At 39.8% G+C, this 23,449-nt stretch carries 21 protein-coding genes and 5 pseudogenes; 24 read left to right on the forward strand and 2 right to left on the reverse strand.

Annotation, left to right across the window (positions count from 1 at the left end; all coding sequences use genetic code 11):
* Positions 1–540 precede the first annotated feature (540 nt).
* From A374_RS21510 to A374_RS18725, 9 genes and pseudogenes are all read left to right on the forward strand, one after another.
* Positions 541–699, forward strand: a pseudogene (locus tag A374_RS21510) (SMI1/KNR4 family protein); the annotation flags it as partial.
* Positions 699–890 (forward strand): SMI1/KNR4 family protein, encoded by a 192-nt coding sequence (locus A374_RS21515; RefSeq protein WP_083842099.1) that lies wholly within the window; start codon positions 699–701, stop codon positions 888–890. The pseudogene A374_RS21510 and the gene A374_RS21515, both read left to right, overlap by 1 nt.
* A gap of 660 nt (positions 891–1,550) precedes the next feature.
* A complete protein-coding gene (locus A374_RS18700) occupies positions 1,551–1,967 on the forward strand; it encodes a tetratricopeptide repeat protein (RefSeq protein ID WP_007203817.1) in 417 nt (138 codons plus the stop codon).
* 10 nt (positions 1,968–1,977) lie between these two features.
* Positions 1,978–2,403, forward strand: coding sequence for a hypothetical protein (locus A374_RS18705; RefSeq protein ID WP_007203818.1), 426 nt, complete (start codon positions 1,978–1,980; stop codon positions 2,401–2,403).
* A gap of 175 nt (positions 2,404–2,578) precedes the next feature.
* Positions 2,579–2,860, forward strand: a pseudogene (locus A374_RS18710) (WXG100 family type VII secretion target); the annotation flags it as partial.
* A gap of 13 nt (positions 2,861–2,873) precedes the next feature.
* On the forward strand, positions 2,874–3,251 hold the full coding sequence (locus A374_RS18715; RefSeq protein ID WP_007203820.1) for an immunity 22 family protein: 378 nt from the start codon (positions 2,874–2,876) through the stop codon (positions 3,249–3,251).
* Between the two features lie 54 nt (positions 3,252–3,305).
* Positions 3,306–3,401, forward strand: a pseudogene (locus tag A374_RS21520) (cytoplasmic protein); the annotation flags it as partial.
* A pseudogene (locus A374_RS18720) lies at positions 3,400–3,654 on the forward strand (immunity protein YezG family protein); the annotation flags it as partial. The pseudogenes A374_RS21520 and A374_RS18720, both read left to right, overlap by 2 nt.
* Positions 3,655–3,873: 219 nt before the next feature.
* The gene (locus A374_RS18725; protein ID WP_156793280.1) at positions 3,874–4,647 is read left to right on the forward strand and encodes a hypothetical protein; all 774 of its coding nucleotides are present in this window, start codon (positions 3,874–3,876) and stop codon (positions 4,645–4,647) included.
* Positions 4,648–4,677: 30 nt separating this feature from the next.
* Here the strand turns inward: A374_RS18725 and A374_RS18730 are convergent, their stop codons facing one another.
* Positions 4,678–5,451, reverse strand: a complete 774-nt coding sequence (locus A374_RS18730) for an N-acetylmuramoyl-L-alanine amidase (protein WP_083842097.1) — start codon at positions 5,449–5,451, stop codon at positions 4,678–4,680.
* 122 nt (positions 5,452–5,573) lie between these two features.
* On the opposite strand from A374_RS18730, the gene A374_RS18735 reads away from it, so the two are divergent.
* The 4 genes from A374_RS18735 (at position 5,574) to A374_RS18750 (ending at position 8,875) form a co-directional block, all read left to right on the forward strand.
* Positions 5,574–6,365: a hypothetical protein gene (locus tag A374_RS18735; RefSeq protein WP_007203824.1), complete on the forward strand. Its 792-nt coding sequence runs from the start codon at positions 5,574–5,576 to the stop codon at positions 6,363–6,365.
* A 20-nt stretch (positions 6,366–6,385) separates the two neighbouring features.
* A complete protein-coding gene (locus A374_RS18740; protein ID WP_007203825.1) occupies positions 6,386–7,159 on the forward strand; it encodes a hypothetical protein in 774 nt (257 codons plus the stop codon).
* A gap of 29 nt (positions 7,160–7,188) precedes the next feature.
* A complete protein-coding gene (locus A374_RS18745; protein ID WP_007203826.1) occupies positions 7,189–7,959 on the forward strand; it encodes a hypothetical protein in 771 nt (256 codons plus the stop codon).
* A gap of 139 nt (positions 7,960–8,098) precedes the next feature.
* Positions 8,099–8,875, forward strand: coding sequence for a hypothetical protein (locus A374_RS18750; protein ID WP_007203827.1), 777 nt, complete (start codon positions 8,099–8,101; stop codon positions 8,873–8,875).
* A 49-nt stretch (positions 8,876–8,924) separates the two neighbouring features.
* Here the strand turns inward: A374_RS18750 and A374_RS18755 are convergent, their stop codons facing one another.
* A complete protein-coding gene (locus tag A374_RS18755; protein WP_007203828.1) occupies positions 8,925–9,647 on the reverse strand; it encodes a hypothetical protein in 723 nt (240 codons plus the stop codon).
* Between the two features lie 687 nt (positions 9,648–10,334).
* Here A374_RS18755 and A374_RS18760 point away from each other — a divergent pair.
* The 11 genes and pseudogenes from A374_RS18760 to A374_RS18810 form a co-directional block, all read left to right on the forward strand.
* Positions 10,335–10,631: a WXG100 family type VII secretion target gene (locus tag A374_RS18760; RefSeq protein ID WP_007203829.1), complete on the forward strand. Its 297-nt coding sequence runs from the start codon at positions 10,335–10,337 to the stop codon at positions 10,629–10,631.
* A gap of 134 nt (positions 10,632–10,765) precedes the next feature.
* Positions 10,766–13,954, forward strand: coding sequence for a type VII secretion protein EsaA (gene esaA, locus A374_RS18765; RefSeq protein WP_007203830.1), 3,189 nt, complete (start codon positions 10,766–10,768; stop codon positions 13,952–13,954).
* Positions 13,938–14,447 carry a type VII secretion protein EssA gene (gene essA, locus A374_RS18770; protein WP_007203831.1) on the forward strand — a complete coding sequence of 170 codons (510 nt, stop codon included), beginning with the start codon at positions 13,938–13,940 and terminating at the stop codon, positions 14,445–14,447. The genes esaA and essA overlap by 17 nt, the downstream gene beginning before the upstream one ends.
* 6 nt (positions 14,448–14,453) lie before the next feature.
* Positions 14,454–14,735, forward strand: coding sequence for an EsaB/YukD family protein (locus tag A374_RS18775; RefSeq protein ID WP_007203832.1), 282 nt, complete (start codon positions 14,454–14,456; stop codon positions 14,733–14,735).
* Between the two features lie 26 nt (positions 14,736–14,761).
* Positions 14,762–16,084 carry a type VII secretion protein EssB gene (essB, locus tag A374_RS18780; protein WP_007203833.1) on the forward strand — a complete coding sequence of 441 codons (1,323 nt, stop codon included), beginning with the start codon at positions 14,762–14,764 and terminating at the stop codon, positions 16,082–16,084.
* A gap of 44 nt (positions 16,085–16,128) precedes the next feature.
* Positions 16,129–20,640: a type VII secretion protein EssC gene (gene essC, locus A374_RS18785; RefSeq protein ID WP_007203834.1), complete on the forward strand. Its 4,512-nt coding sequence runs from the start codon at positions 16,129–16,131 to the stop codon at positions 20,638–20,640.
* Entirely contained in the window at positions 20,633–21,085 is a 453-nt protein-coding gene (locus tag A374_RS18790; protein ID WP_007203835.1) for a hypothetical protein, read from the forward strand. Before essC ends, A374_RS18790 begins: the two co-directional genes overlap by 8 nt.
* 75 nt (positions 21,086–21,160) lie before the next feature.
* Complete coding sequence (locus A374_RS18795) at positions 21,161–21,460, forward strand: WXG100 family type VII secretion target (RefSeq protein ID WP_007203836.1); 300 nt, start codon at positions 21,161–21,163, stop codon at positions 21,458–21,460.
* The gene (locus tag A374_RS18800; protein ID WP_007203837.1) at positions 21,457–22,188 is read left to right on the forward strand and encodes a DUF5081 family protein; all 732 of its coding nucleotides are present in this window, start codon (positions 21,457–21,459) and stop codon (positions 22,186–22,188) included. The genes A374_RS18795 and A374_RS18800 overlap by 4 nt, the downstream gene beginning before the upstream one ends.
* Positions 22,157–22,486 (forward strand): hypothetical protein, encoded by a 330-nt coding sequence (locus A374_RS18805; RefSeq protein ID WP_007203838.1) that lies wholly within the window; start codon positions 22,157–22,159, stop codon positions 22,484–22,486. Before A374_RS18800 ends, A374_RS18805 begins: the two co-directional genes overlap by 32 nt.
* Before the next feature lie 58 nt (positions 22,487–22,544).
* Positions 22,545–23,449: pseudogene (locus A374_RS18810) on the forward strand (pre-toxin TG domain-containing protein); the annotation flags it as partial.

A 23,449-nucleotide genomic window follows, 5' to 3' on the forward strand; every position in this document is an offset into this window, starting at 1 on the left:
TTGGATGCAAAAGAAGCATGGGAAGAAGAGTTTTAATATAGATAAATGACCTTGTTTAGCTTAAAGCTGAATAAGGTCATTTTTAGGAGTGTCAATAATTTTGTGTAAATGATGAAGTTACCTCTTCCGATCATGGTCACGCTATTTATTTTTTTGGCTATATCTTTTGATGATCTAGAGAAAAACACTCTGTTGGGCAATTCTCTAGATCGAAACGTTCACTAGACTTTCTCATGTGAACGTTTCTTCTGTTTATTTTCAAACTTCAACCATGCAAATGTGAAAATTGCCTCGCCCATCACCATTAGAAAACCGTAAATAGGTGTATGCTCTAATGATTGATAACTTTTTAATTGAACGCAGCTGTCCGATACAGGAAGCTTTATTTTGATTATTATAGTGAATTTTTGAGGTGAATGAATAGACACCGAGATCTATAAGGATAATGAATCAGGTGCATGTAGGAAACTAAATGGACGATCAAATCTATGAAATAATCAAAAAAATGAAGCAAAAGGCGATTTCACATATGCTGCAGTAAATGATGAACTATTAATGAAGGCTGAAAATGAACTGGGTGTCTCTATTCCTGGTGTATATAAGTGCTATATGAAAAAGTTTGGACATGGAGGTATAGGTGGATTAGATATTATGGGAGTAGGTATAAATGGTGAAGTCGTTTTGTTAGTGAACCGCTAATAAATCGGTCATATGGCTTACCGAAGGACCTCATAGTTATCGAAAATTGTGATGAGTGGATTTATTGTATACATTCTAAAACAAATAAAATTCACACGTGGTCTCAGGGGGATTCACAAGGTAGTAATGATTATGAAAGTTTTCAAGCGTATTTGTTAGATAGAATCAACGATATGCTTGAAAATATGTAAGGTGGATTCTATTTAAAGATGTTGAACACAAAGTGCTTGATTGTCGACACAAGGCAATGAGCACTTTTTATTTACATAGAGTAAGACTGGAAAGAAGATTTTAAAAATTTGAAAGTGAGCATGAAAAAGGCGAAATAAAATGGTCTGTTATGATGTTTGGATTTAAAATGCATTAAATTTTTCTATTATAAATGAAAACGTATAGGATGTAGTAGTTCTTTTTCCTTATTGAACATTTTCTTATGTGAGGTACCATGAATGGTGGATTTTTAAAATTGGAAGGTATACCCTATTAATTCTTGCAGCATGCTAACGCATCTTTTTATGAAAAAGGGTACAGAAGATGAAGAGAAATGAAGTGTGGAAGGAATGGAAGATAATCAAGATGATCTGTGCAAAGTACAACAATTGACGTGGAAAAACTATCTGCTGCAAGAAAGCATGAGGATATGGAATTCCGCCCAAAATTTGTACAACACGTGATGGTGAAAAGGAATTTATGGCACGTGATAAGCATTAGTATCCAAAAGATCAAGCAGATATGGCTCATTTATATGATGTGCTTCATGATGGAACACTATAGGTTTAATCGTTCTGCTGGTGCAAAGTTAAATGAAACCTACTTGCCACCCTATAAATAATGATTAGGAGGAATATGCATTGGAACTCAACGACCACGTGTATGACCGTATTGTGGATTTATGTAATGAGGGAAACGCTTTTGTTGAAAAAGGAAAAAATAATCAAGCAATAGAGAGTTTTGTAGCTGCTCTAGATTTGGTTCCGTTACCAAAGAACATTTGGGAAGCAAGTACATGGATTTATACAGCAATAGGAGATACTTATTTTTTAAATGGTGAGTATGAGAAAGCAAAAAGTAACATATTGAATGCACTAAATTGTCCGGATGGTATTTCAAATCCTTTTATTTTACTGAGACTTGGCCAAAGTTTATTTGAGTGTGGAGAGCTGGATCACGCTAAAGAGCACCTGTTAAGAGCCTTCATGTTAGAAGGCTATAAAATCTTTTCTAAAGAGGATGATAAGTATTTCGATTTGATTAAGGATCTAATTTGAGGAGGATCATATGGCTGTTTTACAATACTCTATAAAAGAAGCATTCGAAAATCTGTTGGAAAAAAGCAATGAACAATTTTATAATGGCAACTATCATGAATCTATTCTGTTATTAGAAGAGGCATGGGATTTAATACCTAACCCAAAAGGTATTTATTGTGAAGAGAGTTACGATGTAGTTAAGGATATTATCTCTACATGTTTTATGATATATGATTTTAAAAAAGCAAAGGAGTGGGCAGATAAAATATTTACAACTGGATTCGCGCGCATAGATTCTGGTAATAAGGAATTTATTGCAGGGACTGTTTATTTTGAATTAGGTGATTTAGAAATCGCAAAAGAATTTTTTAGTATTGCCAATGAAAAATCAGAAGGTAGATGTTTTTGGAATCCGAAGAATACTAAGTATCTTAAATTTTCAAAAGTTAAATAGCTAGTTGTGTAAGGTATTTATAGCCTGGTTCAAGACTACGTTATTCTAATGATGGTGTACGGGTCATTATAAACAGTTCATTTAAAAGGAAGAGATGATAATGACGATTCATAAGAATGAATCAAAACAAGATCAACGTATATTGAATGTGACTGCAGTTCAAGATTCAACTGAACTTCATGGTTTGTTTTTAGTATCGAGGGCTCCACAATTCAAGTTTTGGGATATAAGTGCTGAAAAAATTAAAGATTTAAGAACAGCAATATCTGATGTTAAATTTGTAAATCCTAAAGGCATTCATGGAGGATTAGGTTCTACAAAAGCACATAATGAATTATTGGCAATTATTGATACATCAAATGATTATAACACATTTATTAGAAGACTTAATAATTGGGCTTACTATAGATTAGAGGGTGGAATTTCATCATTGCCAGAAGGATTAAGATTAAAATAGGGATGTGTTAATGATGGAAAAACAAGGAATGGTTTCAATATGGTTAGGTAATATTAAAACACAAAACCAGTTAGAGAAATACGTTAATTTAACATACGATGAAGACGGAGAGTCTATACCTTCTAAATTTTTTGTAGATTTCTCTATTGATATGGATGAAACAGATGAGGATTTTATTGAAAAAGCGGTATTAGAAGAAAAGAGTGATAATATCTCTGCTTTATTAGAGGGGTGTTCATATGAGGAAATTATACTACCTAAAATTAGAGGATATGTTAACGTAAATAAGTTATATAACGCTGTTATTTTAATTTACAATTTTGAGTACGAGGACCTAGTTAACTCTTTTGAGGATTTTGATTATATTACTTCTACTAGTTACTTACAATAGTAATTTTTTGATTTAAATTTGAATAAACTGCTGAATAGTGAAGAGTTAAGTTGAACAGAATGTGCGGAAAGAATAGGACAATTATATGAGCATGATTTAAACTCTATGGAGCGTCCTATAAGGGACATTATTCAATTATCTGATAACTATGTTAGATTGTAGTAAGAGAATGAAGAAAGAGTTTATTGACAATGATCAAGAAGCTTGGACAAATTTCACTATGATTTTTAATCACACAGGAAACTTTAATATTGACTTTAATTATGATGATCTATCAGATGAAAATTCCTATGAGAGAATGATTATTTGGAAATATGAACATCTTGGTCTTATGCCTAAAAGTAATACAGGGAAAAAATACTTAGAAAAGTATCTTAGAACTCTTGAAGATACAGAAAATTGAGTGCAATACTATAGGTGATAAAAGCTTGTCCAATTTCCATACCTAATAACCTTGATGGTCTCACACCCATCAAGGTTTTTTCGTTCTTATAGCACAAATGGTAAATAGGCTATAGGGCATTCCTCATAGCTCTTGACTTTGAATAGTGCTTCTTCCTCATTAAAGATTTTTCTGGTTGATGTACCATAAATTGGTGGTGTGCTAGAGGGAGGATTGGATGTGATGGGACTGCTTTCGCAGGCGTTTGGCGTCATGCGTCGGAACAGTAAGCTGCTGTTATGTGTATTGTTTGCCTATGTTGTCATGTATTTTTTTATTGTAGAAGGTCTTCATGTGTTAAGTGTTTTTACAGACAGTATTTTTACGTTTCATTCTATTAATCTGTTTGTCATTTTTATTGATTTGTTGCGGATGCTTTTTTTGGTGCCGGTGTGGATTGCTTATATTTGCTTTATGATTTCGGTGCTGTTTCTATTTTCGATTTTGTTTATTAGTGGAATTTTATCGGTGAGTAAGCAGGCGATTGATGAGCGTGTCGTTCATATGTCTCGGCTTGTAAAAGGGGGACTTCGCTATTATTGGCGGGTTCTCGGGATGTTAGGCATTAATTTTGCGGCAAGTTGGATGCTGTTTTCTCTGCTCTCTATTTTAGGTGCAGCTCCGCAAAACGGTGTAACGATGGCGCTCGTAGGGGTTCTTTTACTTGCATTTGTGGCATTTTTATTCGTGTTTAATGTGGGATTAGTAGCCATTGTGGCAGAAGATTTGCCGTTTGGAGCAGGCATTGCGAAAGGATTTACGCTGCGAAAAAAAGGCTATGCCGTGCTGACTGCCATGGCAATTGCGCCCTTGGTGCTGCTGGAGCTTTGTTCTCGCGTGAAAGGGTGGATTCCCTACGTAGGCTCGTATGTAGCGGATGGACTGATCATTGTCTTTCTTACGTTTTTCTCCATTTGGTACATTTTATTCTATCGTCGCTATTCAAGGGCTTAACACGCAAAAAAAGAGATGCCTACACATCTCTTAAAGAGGCTTACCAAAACGAGCCGTAATGTACCCTGTTTTCCCTTTGTAGCTAATTTTGTAATAGCCATCTTTATTATTTTTTCCTTGTACTTTACCGAGGTTTTCTACAATGGTTCCAAGTGGTACGGTGCCAATGTTGTTCGCATGCTGACGATCGGGCCCGTCCATTAAGATGGCAGCCGAAGCGGCCGAAACGATTTTCAGTTTATTCGAAGTGAGACTGCTATATTGTGAGGCTACGTTTTTGACATGTTGATTCCAAGAGATGTTGTGTTCAGCTAAATAAGCAATAGGATCCTCGTGCGTCGTGCCGCCAAGAAATTTGTTCACATCTTTATGCGACCAAAGTGTACCAGAACCGTCTGCTGCGGCTTTCGTTACATCAAGCTTTCGGTCGTGTAGTAGCTTTGCTAAAACATACACGTAAGCATCGTAGGCTTTTGAAAAAAGAGCTTCATCATCATACATACATAACTCCACATGAACAAAACGCTTATTGGCAACCGGCCCAGCACCGTATGCACCATAATCTGTAGAAGCTACTTGCAAGATGACCGCGTCACCATTTTCGACACCAACAAAGAAATGAACAAAGGCTTGGTTAAAGGTACGTGCTTCATACGCCCGCTCCTTAGATGGTGTATCGCCACCGCTACGATTGCTAGAATCAGTGCAATGCGAAACCACACCTTCATAAGCACCAACACCGTGTCGATACGGAAACGTCGGTAATCCAGGAATGAAGTTTTTTGTAATGCTATAACTCATCATGTTGCCTCCCTTCTATCTACTTACTCTATATATATGAATCTATTAGAAAAAAGGTATGGGTTTCCCTTTAAATTTTTTGAAAATAATAGAAAGCGCTTGCAGCGTAAAAGGAGTTTTAAAAAATGGGTGTGTATAAAAAAGCATTTATGCTTTTGAAAACGAATCCGATGTTATTTGTCATAATGCTTTTGTTAAGTTTATTCGGCTTTGTTGTAGGAGCGATTATGGCTTCTATGGTTGTAATGAGTATGTTGCCGAGTAATGACGATCCGTATCCAAAAACCATTGTGGACACGCTATTTTCTTCTGATTTTATAGGTATGCTGAGTGTGTTTTTATTTTTTGTATATAGCGGAGGTCTTTATTTACAAGCTGGTTTTCTAGCTATTTGTAAAGATATTATGAATGGTCAAAAAGTGAAGGTAGGCCGGTTGTTTTCTGGGGGAGGTCAATATTTTGGACGCATCATGGGGATGGTTGTGTTGATGCTAGTCCCGGTTTATCTCTTTTTTTGGTTTGCACAATCGTACGTGATGAATGCCCGATTTGATACGAATATAGAGGGCGTACTTTGGCTTTGTTTCGCCGTATTAATGGTAGTAGAGCTGTTGCTGTCTTTTGCTGTTATGGGCATTGTTATAGAAGACTTACCGTTTTCAAAGGCATGGTATGTAGGACTTACGCTTGATGGTGGCTATTTTAAATTGTTTTTCTTTATTATACTTTCGGCCATAGTTGTTTACATGCTGAAGGAGCTTGAAAACCTTACAATGCTTGGTTCGGTATTAGCCACTGCTTTAAGGTTCTTGTTCTATACGTACATGGCTGTTTGGTATGTGCAATTGTATGTTCGTCATCGAAAAGGATGCGCACGACGTTTTTCCTCTTCTTCCAATCAACTGTTTTCAGAATAACGACATAAGAGGAGAATGATATGAAAAGTATACGTGATGTGTTTCAGGCGTTGAAAAATGCGCCGTTATTGTTTGTCGTTTCATTGATTTATGGTGGCATTTACGTTGCGATCACGACGGCTTATGCTTTCGTTTCTGCGCTCGTATTTGCGGCGGTGGGCATGAGCTTTGGGGAAGGCATGCTAAGCTTTGATGAATTTTATGATGAAATAGGCATGACCGTACAAATTGTTCTTATGCTCTTTTTTGTGGTCATTATAACGGTTTTGGGTGCATTTTTTAGCGGAGGGCTAGTAACCGTTAGTAAACATGCCTTAGAAGATGGGACCATTAAAATTTCGCAACTATTTTCTGGTGGGAAGCGCTATTTTTGGAGAATGGCTGTGCTAGAAGGGTTTCAATCGCTCGTTCTCGTCCTTTTGTATACGGCCTCGATTTATATTGAAATGGATCTAGGTGTTCAGTATGAAAGCCAAATATTGCTGAGCATTAATAGTATTTTTCTTATCGTAAGTTTCATAGTGGGAATGTGTAAACTCGGAATGGTGCTGCAGCAATTAACCATGATCGATAGTATCAAAAGTGCTTTTCGTTTGCGACCGTTGGGCTATGTGCATATTCTTCTCGTCATTACAGTAAATATACTGGTGTTGATTGCGCTAATTACCCTCATGTCACCAGCGTCCTTTTTACTGAATCTGCTTGTTTTTCTTGTCTTGCTAGCCTATTTGTACTTTGTATCTACGACTGCTGTTGTCTGGATCGTAGCGGTTTATCGTAACTATAGTAAATAAGCACATGATGTGAAAAGGAGCTAATACCGATGGAATTGTACAAAAAAACGTTTCTGATTGTGAAAAATAATCCAATGCTTTATGTTGTAATGCTCATTTTATTTGGCATTGGACTGGTCTTTGCTTTTGGTTGGACACTTATTTTGATGTTTTATTATGGTGCTTTGTTGGTGGATGGCCTTGGAGAAATAGCGCAAGAGGTAGATGGTTCGATCCCTGACCTTCCTATGATTTCTCCAGGTTTTTTGATAGTAATGAGCGTGCTGTTCGTATGTATGTATGGAGTGGTTTTGTATTTACAAGCAGGGTTGTTCCGGATGTGTAAAGAGGTTATTGATGGTCAGAAAGTAAGAGTAGGGCTTTTATTTACAGGAGGCGCCCCGTATTTTGGGCGCATTATGATGCTTCTTGGCATCCTGATTCTCCCGCTCGTCGGGCTGCTGATTTTAGCCAAACCGGTTCTGCTCGATTCTCTCCACGATGGAATGGATTATGCGAAAGTGGGTATATTTCTTGTACTCGTTCTCTTAGTGGTGCTTCTCACGCTAGGCTTGCTTGCCATTGTAATCGATCATGTACCCTTTCGAAAAGCATGGTATACCGGCTTTACGTTGCGTGGTGGCTATCTTACATTTTTTCTTTTTCTGCTCGTTTACACAGCGCTATTTTTATTCGTTGCGTGGATTGGACGCTTTGATCTGATCGGTGGATTACTCAATTTTGTGCTTTCTTTGTTTTTATATGTATACGTTCTCGTCTGGTATGTGCAGTTTTATTTGCGGTATCGAAAGAGCGAATGAGCATGAGGGTATTTTTCCTTGTTTGCGGAATAGGTATTTTATGAATCAGTGATTTTTAAAAACTGTGATCTGTACGTTTTTTTAAAAAAATCGTGGGATCGCGTACTATGTTTGATTTTCTAGAAAAGAAGGGGATTTTATGAAAAGTATTCGTGATTTGTTTCAGGCGTTAAAGGCAGCGCCGTTGTTGTTTGTGGTTCCATTAGTGAGTGGGGGCATTATGTCTGGTATTTACTTTTGCTTTGTAATTATTGGCTTTATAATAGCTGCGATTGCTGGTTTTAGTGCACGTGTTAGCTATTCTGAAACGTATCAACCGCATGTTGAAATAGGGATTGGCGCTATTTTTATCATTGGCTTTCTCTATGTAGTCGTCGTCACCACAATGAGTGCTTTTTTTAGTGGAGGGTTGTTTACGGTAAGTCGAAATGCTTTAGTGGAAGGCAAAATAAAAATATCTCAGCTTTTTTCAGGAGGCGCAAAGTATTTTTGGAAAATGGTCGTTTTTGACGGCATACTAACATTTTTTGGGGCTGTCATTCTCGCGTTATATTATACATTCAATTTCATACAAAATGATGTGTTTCGAGTGGTAGTTATGATTCTACTGTATATTATACTAATTTGCCTAAGCCTCGCATTTGGATTGTCTAAGATGGGAATCATCGTTCATGATTTAACGATTGGAGAGAGTATAAAGAGTGCCTTTAGACTTCAGCCGAGAGGTTATTTACACATCTTTGTCGTTTTTCTTGTCAATATCGTGGCGCTACTCATCATACTCCTATTTATGAGCATTCCGTTTATCCTATTTACGTTACTTGGATTTTTAATTCTCGCTGCGTATGGGTATTTCCTGAGCGTGACGGTTTGTGTGTGGCTGGTAGCGGTTTACCGCAACTATGCAAAAGTATGAGTGAAACCATAAAGAAATCCGAACGTATGTTGTTCGGATTTCTTTTCTATTATTTTAATAGCTTACGATTGTATTCATAATTTCCTACATCAGCAAACACGCCGAACCGTTTATCGTGTGCTTTAAAAATATAAATTTTGCGATGAATTTTCACTTTACCGCTATAAGAATCTGTATAGAGAACTTTTGTTTTTACATAGCTCGCTTTTATACCAGAAGCTTTTAAATGAGCAACGACTTCTTTTTTTGAGAGTTTTAAATGATTGTTAAAGCCTGCTGGATACCGATTGTAATAGGAATCGATTTTCCACGTTCCTTTTTCCTTTTTTAGAGAAATCGTATCATAAAAGGACCCAGGAGATTTGCCAGTGTCAGGTTCATAATAGGAAAGCGTTAGTGTGGATGCGGTTTGCTTAACAATCGTTAAGCGTAGAGATTTTTTTGCAGTGTCAGGCATGCATTGATAGTTGCAATAAAACGTACTATAGCTTTTGGCAAGCTCATCAATCGTCGTTTTAAGGGCATGTTTCGTTACGTATTGCCGTAAAGTAGGTTGGATTTTTTTGTAGTGTGAATAGGGAAAAGCAGAAATATGGTGTTTCTTTAAATCATTAGCGAAAGTTGTGTTAATACGTTGCAATAAGCGATCAGAGAGCTGCCCCGCCTGTGCCGTTGTTACTTTTCCACTGTTTTTTGCTAGCGCCGAGCCCTGCGTGCTCCCGAGCATGAGACCTACAGCCATTAAACCAACGAGTAGTGCTTTCTTCAACATTCATTCCTCCTCCAAATAACTACAAATCATTGCCTCATCTGTAAGGAAACCTCTTGAAGGAATAGGTAGAGCGCATTATTACGCTCTCTTTTATTTCTATATTTTACCATCATTTCATATTGTACGTCTACAAGCAAGAAGCAATCGATGTACAGTGCTGTATGCGTTGTATATTCATGCACCACAAGTCTCATAACCCCTTCAACTATAGAGCGCTTATGACCTAAAAGGTGAGAGATAAAGGCTAAAAAAGAACTAGAACAAGGAAATGATTACACTAGGCTATTTGACCTCTTTAGTAGACGAACTACAAAATTCGACAGAAGTAGATTGAAATAAAAACAAATGTCGAATGAAAGTTAGCGAAAACAGGCGAAAAGACCTTTTTTATGTAATATACGCTATAAAAAAGATTGATATATTCCTTATTTAGTAAAGATATTCCACACATAAAGAAAAGAAAACAGGGCAAACATCCTGTTAAACAACACCACTGTCGTTTTATTTTGGAATCAAAGTACCAGACAGAATTCGACAAAGACAAAAGGCGCGTTTGACCAAAAATAGCCTACATGATAAAAAAAGATTAAGGAATTAAATTCCATGTTTATTCACAGATAGAGCATATACATAAACAGCGTGGAAGATAATGCCTTAACTAATAAAATTGTTGAGGAGTTGAATAGAATGAATGAAATTCGTATGACCCCGGAAGAATTAGATAGAAGTATCACAGATTACAAAAATAGTGCACATGAAATTAATCAATTACTAACAAAAATGGAACGCCGTCAACAAGAATTGAAATCACAATGGAAAGGTCAAGCTTCTGAAGGTTTTGATTCACAATTTCATGCTTTAAAGCCAAAAGTTAAACAGTTTGAACAACTTCTAATTGAAATCTCTGGTCAATTAGGAAAAACAAAAGACGCTATTATCGATCACGATCAACGACTTTCTCAAAACTTCGGCTTAAACGGCTAATTCGAAGCACAGTACGACAAATTGTATTCTTTCTAGGTATTGATCAATGGCCACGCAACGGAAGTTGTGTGGCTATTGTATTGTAATGGTTTTAAATTTGTGGAGGGTACGCTCCTACGATAGGGGTTGATGTTATGAAATTATTAGAACGTGGTCTTTTTCTATTTATTATTTTAGTGCTCGTACTTACATCGGGAAGTACGTATGTTGGTCTGAATCAAGCGGCGAACAGTCAGAAGAAGAAAGATGAACAAAAAATGACGGTGGCGCTCGTGAATGAGGATCTTGGGAAGAATTTTAACGGCAAGCATTATGAGTTTGGTGATCAGTTTATTCGAGGCATTGAAAAGGACGATGAGCATAATTGGTACGTTGTGACACGGGGAATGGCCGAACAAGGTGTGAAACGTAATACGTATAACATGATGATTGTCATTCCAGAGGATTTCTCTAGTAAGGCGCTTTCAATGAATGAAAAAAATCCAGAGAAACCGCTAATTCACTATCGCGTCAATGCCTCTAGTAATTCCAATATGAAAGCGATGGCTGAACAAACAGCTAGCACTATTTTAGGTGATTTTAATCGTCGCATTATTGATGTGTTTTTTGCGAGTGTTCTTAAGAATCTTCAAAATGCCCAAGGAAACGTGGCGGAAGTTGTAAATAAAGAACAAACGTATACGAGCGTCTACAATGAATCGGTGCATGCGCCAATATCGGGCTATACGAATCAGCTCGGGTCAGTAGAAAACAGTACGAAGAGCACTAAAGATAGCTTTAAAGCTTTTCAGAAAATGTTAGGCCAAAAGAACGGGGACGTTGGCACCTTTAAACAAGCAGAACAATTGTTAAAAGGGACAGACAGCAAAGCAGAGTCACCGCTAGCTACCTATGTAAAAAATCTTTCGGAATTGTATTCACAAGATTATGACAAAAGTGTTAAGGACCTGTCTGAAAATTCCAAAGTACTTGCTAAATTTATAGATGAGAAGGAAAACCCATCTGACAGCTCCTTACAAACGATAACGACAAAATTACAAGCTACATTAAAAGTAATGAAAGATTCAGTTGGAAATTATAGTAAAAGCATTGATTCTAAGCATGAATACTTTAGTGATAAATTAAAACCACTCATTGAAAAAGCACTAATAGACGATCCAGATCAAGCCATTCCGTTATATAACCTACTAAAAGATACGGATAAGCGATTACAAGGCGATATCAATTCGATTATTGAAAAGCTACCACCTTTAACAGAGCAAGAACTAGCTTATTTAAAAGGTAAAACGGCGTTAACAACCATTCGTAACGTACAAATTGTGTCGAGTAAATATAAAGAAGAATTCCTAGAGGGTAAATCTGAGTTAAGTCAGGTAAATGACAACCCTGAGCTCCAAGAAACATCTGTGAATGATTCGGTTGAAATTCCAGATAGTGGCGGAGAAAAACAGTCATTTTCTTTGAATGTACCAGAAGACTATTCGGTGAAACAAGTGCTATTGGCACTACCTGGGGAGAGTGAACACGACTACTCGTCAGAATACCAGGAAAATGGACGTATTGAACTACCAAAATCTCAAAGCGGTTCGTTTGCTGTCAAACTAGTATTAAAAACGAAGAATGATGATGTTGTTCCTGCATTCCGACCAATTCGTTGGGGCTGGAAGCTAAATCAGGAGAGTAGAGAAGGAAATGGTAGCCAAGGCGTAAAAGCACAGAAAACGAAAAAAGCACCGACGACTGCACAAAAAAAGAGTGAAAATGAGGAGCAGTCTAGTAAAAAAGAAAATGAAAAAGAAAAAGAAAATAAAAAAGAAAAAGAAGTAGTGAAAGTCCCTGAAAAGCAAGAAAGCGTAACCATTACAAAAAACAGTATTGCGCATAAGCTTACGTCTTATCCTGGGACTAGCAGTGTGGAAGATCAGGTGGATCATCTACTAAATACAATAAGCATTTATGAAGACTTAGCTACGCGCTATCAGACGTACTTTGGATTTAATTTGCAGGATGCTGGATTAGAAGAACGATTGAATAACTCTACTCTAAAAACAGAAGCAGGCAAAGAAACCTCTTTATATAATGATTTCCAAAATAAAAATGTTGCTAAAGGACTTTCAGATTATGTTATTAGCCAACTGAAGCAACCGTTAATAGATGAACAAGCCACGTATAAAAGTAAAGTGGATCAGTTTGGAATAACCGTAAACGGGGCATGGGAAAATGCGGATGATACTGCAAAGGAAATTGAAACTATATCCGGTGAAGCCGGAAAATTAAATACAAGTATTATTACGACAACTAAACAACTCACTGATTTAAAAACAAAAATGGAAGCTATAAAAACATCCGGCGCAAAGCTTGTTACCGATCAAGGAACGGCTAGCGTCAATGCGGCCTCTGTTTTTGGCAAGTTGCTTGCACAAAGTCAGCTTTTAGAAACGCAAACGAAAAGTAACGCTAGTGCAGCAGATTCTGTGTATAGTAGTTTCGATTCTATTCACGAACAAGCTGCGGCTATTAAAAATAGCGGAAAAGATCTTGTGGCGCATTCGAATGATTTATCGAAAAAGCTAGAGAATAAGCTTTCGGACGATAAGAATTTCGCGAAAAACTTTGCGGATGTTATGTCGAATAGTAAAGTCGGCAATCGACCGAATGAACAGCTATTAAACTTTTTATCAGAACCGGTTGACGCAAAAAATAAAGGGATTGTTACGCAAGGAAACATTTTTACACCGTACTTTGTCGTCTTTATCGGCTTCATTATTACGCTGTTTACAGCTTACGTACTAGCAAACTACGAGCGTAGACGGGCACAAGATGACGATTTTGAACGAGAGTTTTCATTGTTCCGTCAAAACATTCCAATGACTGTCTTTATCTTGATTGTCGGCGTCATTGAAGGAATTGTGACAGGCTTACTAGCTGCATACTTCCTTCATATTAAGCAAGGTGATTTGTTGTTATGGATGATTCTCGTGATTCTTATGATGACAACGCTCGTTACGTTTGCGACCTATATGATGCGCCAGTTGAAAATGGTAGGAATGTTCGTATTGCTTGCGATCTTAACGTTGTACTTATTCTTCACGAATGCGCTCGGATTACATTTCGATCAAGCGTCTGTGATGGGTACGTTGCGTACGATTTCGCCACTGCAATATATTGAAAAACTTATTGGTAACTTTATCGATGGTCCGATTGTTAGTAAGAAGCTATTGCTCGGCCTCGTTATTGCCCTACTCCTAAGCATACTCGGTAACACGTTAACACTGCATAAGAAAGTGAAAGATGGTGAGGAAGCTGATGAAGAAGCCGTATAATCGGGGCATTCTACCGCTTGTGATCCTTGGATTACTCGCGCTGCAGCCGAGCACTGTGGTAGCGATCGATGCGAAAGACAAAGGGAAGATCGACTATCAAACCGATCGCATCGGTCAAGACCAAAAAAGTCGTCAAGACGATCAAAATCTACGAGAAACAGAATTAGACAAAACAGCGCCGGGTTTGTTCTCTGAACAAACCCAGGAAGCTGTGAAACAAAAGCAAGAAAACAAAGAAAAAACAGAAGAGCGTATTAAAAAGCAGGCGATTGACCAAGGCAATCCAGCAGATGAATCAAAGCATCAATTAAAAGATTCCTTGTTTACAAAAACCGTGCAAACAAACGATTCCGCGTTTGGGAATGGAAGCCAAAAGCAAACAGAAGAAGAAGGGATCAGCTTTTCCTTTCTCCTTAGCGTGCTTGCCTCGGTTTTCATTTTCATCGTGGGCGTTTTTCTTATAGTCAGGAAAACGAAAGACGAAAGGAAGTGACGCACTATGGCAACACAAAGCCATATTAACGTTACGGTTGATTTTTCATTATGTCAGGATGGTGCCTACGATGTGCGCATTCCCATTGGACAGCCAGTGAAACAACTGATCGGCAATATCATTGATGCCTTAAAGCTTGATGTGAGAAAAGAAGAGCTTTTTGCGATGCAGGTGCCATTAAAGCAGCTCATTTTAGCAGACGATGACCGCATTGCGGCGTTTCCAATAACCAATGGTGATGTACTCGTCGTCTTACCCAGTACATCTGCACGTACGAACGTCAGTTAAGTCATTTATTTAAAGGAGCAACCGTGATGAACGAAAAAAAGATTGTGCTAGAATCCATGACCTATACCTTTTTTATCGAAGAAAATCAGTGGCATCTACGCTTGCCGAAGTCCCAAACGAATATTCGTGACCTTCGTCAACTCGCTTTGTTAGAGGAAGCATCATCCGATTTTGTTCCCGTGACAGCGAGTGATGAGGGAGAAATGTTCATCTTTTCGTTTCATGTGGACCCAAATGCATTAACGTGGAAGACCGTTTTGAAACGCCCTCGCCATGATAAGTTACGCTTGCTGCGCAACGTCGCGAGCCTCCGTAAGTGGTTGAAAACGAGAAAAACGTTCTTCTTACATCCAGATAATCTAGTATTCGATGATAACTTAATGCCCGCGCTTATTTACCGCGGTGTACGCGATGCGATTCCGCCGTATGAACTGCGGAACGATACGCTCGTTACGCAATTTAAGTGTCTCGCAATCGCCTTATTTTCTACGAAATATACGTTTGATCAGCTTTACAGCGGTTCTTTAATGAATGCAAAAGAAACAGAATTCGAACGACAGCTTGTTGAAGCAAATGATTGGGATACGCTGCTCGCCATCATTGATGAATATTATGGTAAAGCCAAGCAAGAGGCAGCTAAGAAGCTCGTAACGGTTCCGAAAAAGAAGTTCATCCTCTTTCGTCGTTTGACGTATGCGCTCATTGGCGCAGCCGTGCTGTTAATCATTCCACTCGTCTATTTAGGTTTTTTTGTGAAACCGTTTGATTCCAAAATGATTGATGCGCATTCGGAGTTTTTAAAAACATCGTACGGCAATGTCATTGATGAGCTACATGATGTCAAACCCGATCAATTGTCAGCGGCAGGTCAGTATATTCTCGCCTATTCGTATGTGAAAACGGCACGCTTAAGTGAGGAACAAAAAGAAACCGTTTTAAAAAATGTGAGTCAAAAAAGTGATACAAACTATTTATTGTATTGGATTTCAACAGGACGTGGCGAGTATGACGAGTCAATTGAATTGGCTAAATCGATGGAAAACGATTCGCTGCTCACGTATGCAAGCATCGGTAAAAAAGAACAGTTAAAAAATGACCGCGATCTCGATGCTTCTACACGGGATTCAAAAATACAAGAGCTGAACGGTCAAATCAATCAATTTAAAAAAGATCATAACCTAGATGAGCAAGGCTTCCCGCTTCCGAAAAAAGAAGAAAGTCAGCCAGCAACCACACAGCCTGCTCCAGAGAAGAAAGCACCAGCAAAGTCGGATCAAGACAAGAAGAAAGAAAAAGAGAAAGAGAAAGCAAAAGAAAAAGAGAAGGAAAAAGAAAAAGACAAGAAGTAAGCAAGAGCTGCGCGCAAGAGTGAGAGCAGAGAGGAAGGAAAAAGATGACGCCACAATTATTGATGATCGATAACGGACAACAAGTGCATAAATGCCGCGTCAAACAAGGAAAGAAACGCCGCATCACCATTGGCGGCAAGTGGAGCGATACAGTTACGTTTCCAGAGCTAACACAAGCGGTCGACGTGCTTTGGAACGGCGAAAGCTTTGAAATGAATGGCGCTCCCTTACACGTTCCAAGCAAGCACGTCGTCGATGGTAAGACTCTTTCATTTGCGACGATTTATGAAGAGAAAAGCCTCACGTATGATACGACAGGAGAGCAGAAGATTTACGTCGGAAAGCATGATTATCATACGATTCGCATAGCAACACAACAGCTGATCGAGTTTGCGCTTATAAAAGAAGAGGATTTCTTTCGTTTAGAAGTGTATAACGGTACGGTGTTTTTAAATCATTGTGCTGTGAGCGAAGGACGACTTGCGCACGGCGACGAGCTTTACGTGGAACAAACCATCATGAAGATCAAGGACGGTGCACTCGAAATTCTGAGTTTTCAAGCACCTGACGTGTCGCTGCCGCTTTTATTTGGCCAAGAACATAGCTATGAAGAAGACTATCCAGATTATCATCGCTCGCCGCGCATCATTTATCGCGAGCCAAAAGATAAGAAAGTCATTGCCAATCCATCAAGCTTACCATCAAAACCGAGTGAGCAGCTGCTGAGAACAATCATTCCACCAATCGTCATGTTAGCGGGGATGGGAATTATGGCGCTCTTTCAAACGAGTGCCATCTACCTAATTATGATGGGGTCCATGACAGTCGTAACCGTCATCTTTTCGGTAACGAGTTATGTGAAAAGCGTGAAAAAGTATAAAACAGATATTAAAGAACGCGACAGCGGCTATCGCCATTATTTAAAAGTGAAAACAAAAGAGCTGTTCGAGACGAGTGAAGCTCAGCGGCATGCGCTTCATTATCATTACCCAGACGTTACGGAAATTCGCGACATGGCGCAACGCGTACATTCTCGTATTTATGAAAAAACGCCGTTTCATCATGATTTTCTCATGGTTCGCACCGGTACAGGAAGAGTCGATGCCAGCTTTGACATTGATTTTAATGTAGAAGAATTTACGCTTAAAAAAGACGAACTCATCGAGGAAGGGCGCGCTTTAAAGTCACAGTTTCTCTCGTTACCTAACGTGCCCATTACGACAAGCTTAGCGAAAGGGCCGGTCGGATACGTAGGACCGCGTGCTCTTGTGCTTGAGCAACTACAATTACTCGCCATGCAAACGGCGTTGTTTCATAGCTATTATGATGTGCAATTTATTACGATTTTTCCTGAGGAAGAAAAGGAACAATGGCACTGGATGCGCTGGTTGCCACACGCAAGCTTGCGCGATGTGAACATTCGCGGCTTCGTTTATCATGATCGCTCGCGTGACCAAGTGTTATCGTCGCTCAATCAAATTTTAAAAGAACGAAAGCTAGCAACTGAAGAAAACAGCAACAAGAATGAAAAAATGTACTTTGCACCGCATTTTGTCGTGTTTATTACCGATGAAAAGCTCATTATGGATCATACGATTATGGAATTCTTTAATGAAGATCCATCTGACCTTGGTGTCTCGCTTATATTCGTGCAAGATGTGATGGAATCGCTGCCAGAGCATGTAAAGACGGTCGTCGATCTTCGTGACTCGCGCGATGGAAACATTTTATTAGAAGAAGGCGAGCTTGTGAATAAAGCGTTTACGCTCGATCATTTTCCGCCGCACTTTAATAAAGAAGATGTATCACGCGGGCTTGCATCGCTTAATCATGTGCAAAATTTAAAAAATTCGATTCCAGAAAGCGTAACGTTTCTTGAAATGTACGGCGTTGAAAAAGTGGAAGAGCTACAGGTCCCACAGCGCTGGGCGCAAAATGAAACGTATAAAAGCTTAGCTGTACCGCTCGGCTTTCGTGGAAAAGACGATATCGTGTATTTGAACTTGCACGAAAAAGCGCACGGTCCTCACGGGTTGGTAGCGGGGACGACGGGTTCTGGTAAATCGGAAATTATTCAATCGTACATTATGTCACTTGCGGTTAACTTTCATCCGTATGAAGTATCGTTTCTCCTCATTGACTACAAAGGGGGAGGAATGGCGAATTTATTCAAAGATCTGCCGCACTTGCTCGGTACGATTACGAACTTAGACGGTGCGCAATCACTGCGGGCGTTAGCGTCCATTAAAGCGGAGCTTCGCAAGCGCCAGCGCGTGTTCGGTGAGCATGATGTGAACCATATTAATCAGTATCACAAGCTATATAAATTAGGCGAGGCGGCTGAGCCGATGCCGCATTTATTTTTAATTTCCGATGAGTTTGCCGAGTTAAAAGCGGAGCAGCCAGAGTTTATGAAAGAGCTCGTTTCAACAGCGCGTATTGGGCGTTCACTCGGCATTCATCTGATTTTAGCAACTCAAAAGCCGAGCGGCGTCGTCGATGACCAAATTTGGTCCAACTCCAAATTTAAGCTCGCGTTAAAAGTACAAAATGCCTCTGATTCCAATGAAGTGTTAAAAACACCAGATGCGGCGGATATTCAGCTTCCAGGTCGCGCATATTTACAAGTTGGTAACAATGAAATTTATGAACTGTTCCAAAGTGCATGGAGCGGTGCGGATTATTACATTGGTGAGCGCAACGAAGAGGATGTAGATACGACGATTTATGGCATTAACGACCTCGGTCAATATGACATTTTATCAGATGATTTAAGTGGCTTAAGCGATCAAGAGGAAATTAAGAAGCTACCGACCGAGCTCGATGCGCTTGTTGCTTATTTAAAACAATACACCGAGCAAGCACGAATCGCTGAGCTTCCGCGCCCTTGGTTGCCGCCACTAGAAGAACGCATCATCCTCTCCTCCCTTATGGAGAAGACAGGCTTTGCTCAGACGAAACAGCCGTTAGTAGTAACGCTTGGCATTATGGATATTCCCGAAATGCAAGCGCAAGAGCCACTCATGCTCAATTTATCAAAAGAAGGACACATGGCTATTTTCGCAAGTCCTGGTTACGGAAAGTCCACGTTCCTACAAACGACGATTATGAGCGTAGCACGCGTGCATGAGCCAAAGCACTTACACGTCTACTTGCTTGATTTTGGAACGAATGGCTTGCTGCCGCTAAAAGATTTACCACACGTCGCTGATACATTGCTTGTCGATGATGATATTAAAATGGGTAAATTTATTCGTCGCATGACGGAGGAAATTAAAGACCGGAAGAAGCGTTTAAGTGCTTACGGTGTGGCGAGTCTTGAAATGTATGAAAAAGCAAGCGGTGAAGAGCTTCCGACGATGATCATCGCCATCGACATGATTGAGTCGACGCATGAAGCGACGTATCGCGATGAATTTGACATTTTAATCGCGCAAATTGCCCGTGAAGGTGCAAGTATCGGTATTCACTTACTGATTACAGCTGGTCGTCAAAATGCGATGCGCGCCCAAGTGAGTGCGAACATTAAGAATCAGCTGTCACTCTTTTTAATTGATCAGTCTGAAACAAAATCCATTGTCGGACGCACCGATTTAAAAGTAGAGGAAATTGCTGGACGCGGTCTAGTAAAGCTTGAGCAGCCGGTTGTATTCCAAACCGCGTTACCGATCAAAGGTGAAGATATGCTTTCGGTCATTACGAATCTTCAAGCAGAAACGAAAGCGCTGGCAGCGGCTTATGAAGGACCATTACCACTTCCGATTCCAATGGTTCCAGAAGTGATCGACTTCCAATCGTTTGCCGAGCGCAAGGAAGCCGTCCAACTTATTGCCAACGGTGGCGTCCCATTTGCGGTCGATTTCGAGTACGTACAGCCGCTTGAAATTAACTACCGAAAAGACCATACAACGTTAATTCTGTCAGATTCCTATGAAACGATTGAACGGACGATGATGACGATCCTCTCAGCCATTTCCATGAATGCCGACGTTGACGTGGCGATGATCGATAGCGCTGATACGAGCTTTAGCCATTACAAAGAATATGTGAACTTATACAGTGATTCTTCAGAAAACATGGACGAGCTCATCGGTCAGCTCGATGCGCTATATGAAACGAGAATGAGTGCATTCCGCGAAATGCAAATGGAGGGCAAGATTTCGAACATGAAGGAATTCACAGAAACGCTACGCCCGCTGCTCGTGCTCATGACCGACACAGGCTATCTCGTGCAAACGGCTTCAAATTCAGCTCAAGAACTGTTAGCGAAACTCGTAGAGCAAGGATCGAAACTCGGCATCTACTTTATCGTCGGCTCACTTTACGGTTCAATCGATCGTTCCTACGATACTTTACCTAGCTTGCTGAAAAAGCAAAAAGCAGCGGTCATCATTGGCCGTCTCAACGACCAAAATATCGTCGAAGTGATGAACCGTCCGTACAAGGAAAAGAACTTACAGCCGTATGAAGCCTATTACGTAACCCAAGGCACTGCTATGAAAATTAAGATTGCCGCAGTTCTTAATCAAAAAAGTGGGGTGGTAGCAAGTGTTTAGTACACCGTCAGATGACAAACGTGATGACTATGATCATCTTCATGACAGGTTGAAGGAACTTTTAGCTCAATATGATGAGGAAATGAACAGCGCAAAAGAACGCTATGATGCGTACATTTCAAAAGTAGGCAGCCATGAAACAACAGCTATTCCGTTAAACGATTTTGAACCAAAGCGCCTAGAGCTTACCGAACAGCTCAGTAAATACTTGAAAGAAGCACTAGACATGCGAGCACAGCTCGTAAAAGCCATCGATCAAGCCTATGAGCGCTATGAGCATTACCGCGTGTTAGCAGATCAAGAAGAACAAGCTGTGATTGATGATATTAATGCGAAAGCTAAGGAATTGGTGGAAAAGGCAAAAGCAGCTGGTCAAAAAGTAGAGGATGCTTTGGAAGCGGGTAGTAAGTACGCGAGAGACAAGTTGAACAGCTTGTTCTCCTAATCAAGTTTCAGCCATCAAGAATGGTCGCGTACAAGCGATCATTCTTGAACAACTAATGAAAGGAGTTGTTCATTCGTGGATACAGTGAATATTTTTGGTGAGCAAGTAAAAATCGCTGCCGACGCTTCTAAAGAGCTAGAAACTTCATTACATTTCACGCTCGAAAAATGCAATGAAATTGTTAGCTACATTCATTCAGCTAAATGGGAAGGTCATGCGCGCGATGCCTTTCTTACGTATCTTGAGCTATTGATGCAATTTCATAAAGATTTAGCAAAAGCAACGAAATTACAAACCAAAGCAGTGAATAACTTGCAACACTATATTGCTAATTTTCTAGAAGATGCCTCTGTCCGGGAAGTGAAAAATTTATGAGTGAAGCGATTGATTATTTTACAGGCAGTGAGCTTTATCTGTTAGCGAATGCATTTGATGGCACGGTGTTATTCGGCTTACCAGAAAAAGCGTATTATCAGCTGAGAGGCGAAGAAGAATTTAAGCAAGCACACGCGCGCTTAGTAGAGAAAGGAATCATCACAGCCGAGACTGCGCTAACCGATGCGGGCGCTCTTGTTATTCAAGCACTGGAGCTATATTACAAAACAATCAAATACGTGCGCATTAACAATTTGATGATTGCCTTTGATGAAGAAAATAAAAATCGCTGTATTGTGCTAAGTGAACTAGAAGAAGGCGAAGTGTATCGCTTACGCGTCACGACGAAAGCTTATTTACTAAAAGCATTGTTTGGCATTTTTCCTCTTTTACTGCGCGAACCGCCAAAAGAGGAGGAAACTTTTTTAAAGAAAGAACTTTCCTATCAAGACCGTCTCGCTGTCGAGGAAGAATACGTCGATCATACGATTCTGAACATGGAGAGCTTTCATTTAACAGCCAAACCACAAACGATGACGAATAGCGCCTTTTATCAACAATGGCTCATTTTCGAAAAAGATGAAAACGTCATCATGAGCGATGTCGTTCAGAAAAAGTATTACCGCGCCAGTCAATATTGGTTATTAAAAGTGCTATACGATGAATTAGAGATTCCTTATAAGGGGGCAGAGTGGTATGAACGTGACCGACAACGTTGGCAGCACTGAGAAAACAATCGTCATCGATCAAGACGAACTCGTGCACATTTTCAAACTAACCCAAGCCATTCAAAAAGAAATCGAAAGCAAGATGACGCCAAGCCTAAAAAAGATCAGAGAATCGCGGTATTACTTAGACGGCAAAGCCAGTAAAGCAATGGAAGTCTATGACGATGCCAATGAACGAATTACCGAACTTAATGAGCATTACTACAGAGCCTTTAGCTTAATCAATCAAACCTTAGAAACTATGATGGCTCTCGATCACAAATTAGCCGAAAAAATCGGCCAGTTATTACAAGAGTAAAAGGTAAACGATAGCTTGCGAGATTGTACATGACATACAACTGTACAGGAGGGCTTCAATGGATGTAAGATATAAAGCAAGTGAGTGGGAGCGCATACAAGATGGGTTAAATAAAGCGATTATTCATCGAGGAATGAGTTCAAACATTTTCAGGAATTTGCAGACAATATCAGAAAAGCTAGAAGAAGCATCAGAATTGATTAGAGACCTTGATCGAGATCGGATTATCTCCTTTCACCACAAGAATCGCGCACAAGAATGTGAGCAACTTGGCCAAGATTTTAATATCCTGAGAAAGTTTGTTCATAATGTCGATCGCCTGGTCGATGAAGTCATTGATGATCCCTTTTACAACGATATTGATGCCTACGTCGTCACGATGCGCGACATTAACATTAAGAAATATTCAACGAAAAACCACATTAAAGCGAAAGAACTCGTTACGATGCCTACCGGACATCAATACCAAGTGCCGAAACAAGTAGAACAAGAAAAGTCCGAAGTTACGATGGAGGACCTCCTAAAAGGCGACAACCATTATGCATGGCAATTTAAACAAGGCTTTCAAGATTGGAAGAAAGAACATCCAGACAAAAAGCTGACAGAAGATGAATTTCGCGATGCCACTCTTAATGGAGGTTCTTTTGAGTACAAATCCATCGAGGATGAGCAGCAGGACAAAGAAACCATCTGGCAAATTGCTGCCGCCATTGGCACGACCGTATTATTCATTGCATGTCCGATCGCCGGATTAATTGTCGCTGGAGCGATCGCTGCTCTAGAAATTGGCTCTGCAGTTACAGGCCGAGATTACATTACAGGCCGAAAGTTAGGTGCAGGTGAACGTGCTACGCGTGCCGCATTTGCGGCGTTCGATTTTCTTCCCGGCGTCAAAGCCGCGCGTAAATTAGCTGGCATTGGTCGAGCGTTCGGTACAAGAGGCATCAAGACGGCAGTAAAAGC

Source organism: Fictibacillus macauensis ZFHKF-1 (assembly GCF_000269865.1).
Lineage (GTDB): Bacteria > Bacillota > Bacilli > Bacillales > Fictibacillaceae > Fictibacillus_C > Fictibacillus_C macauensis.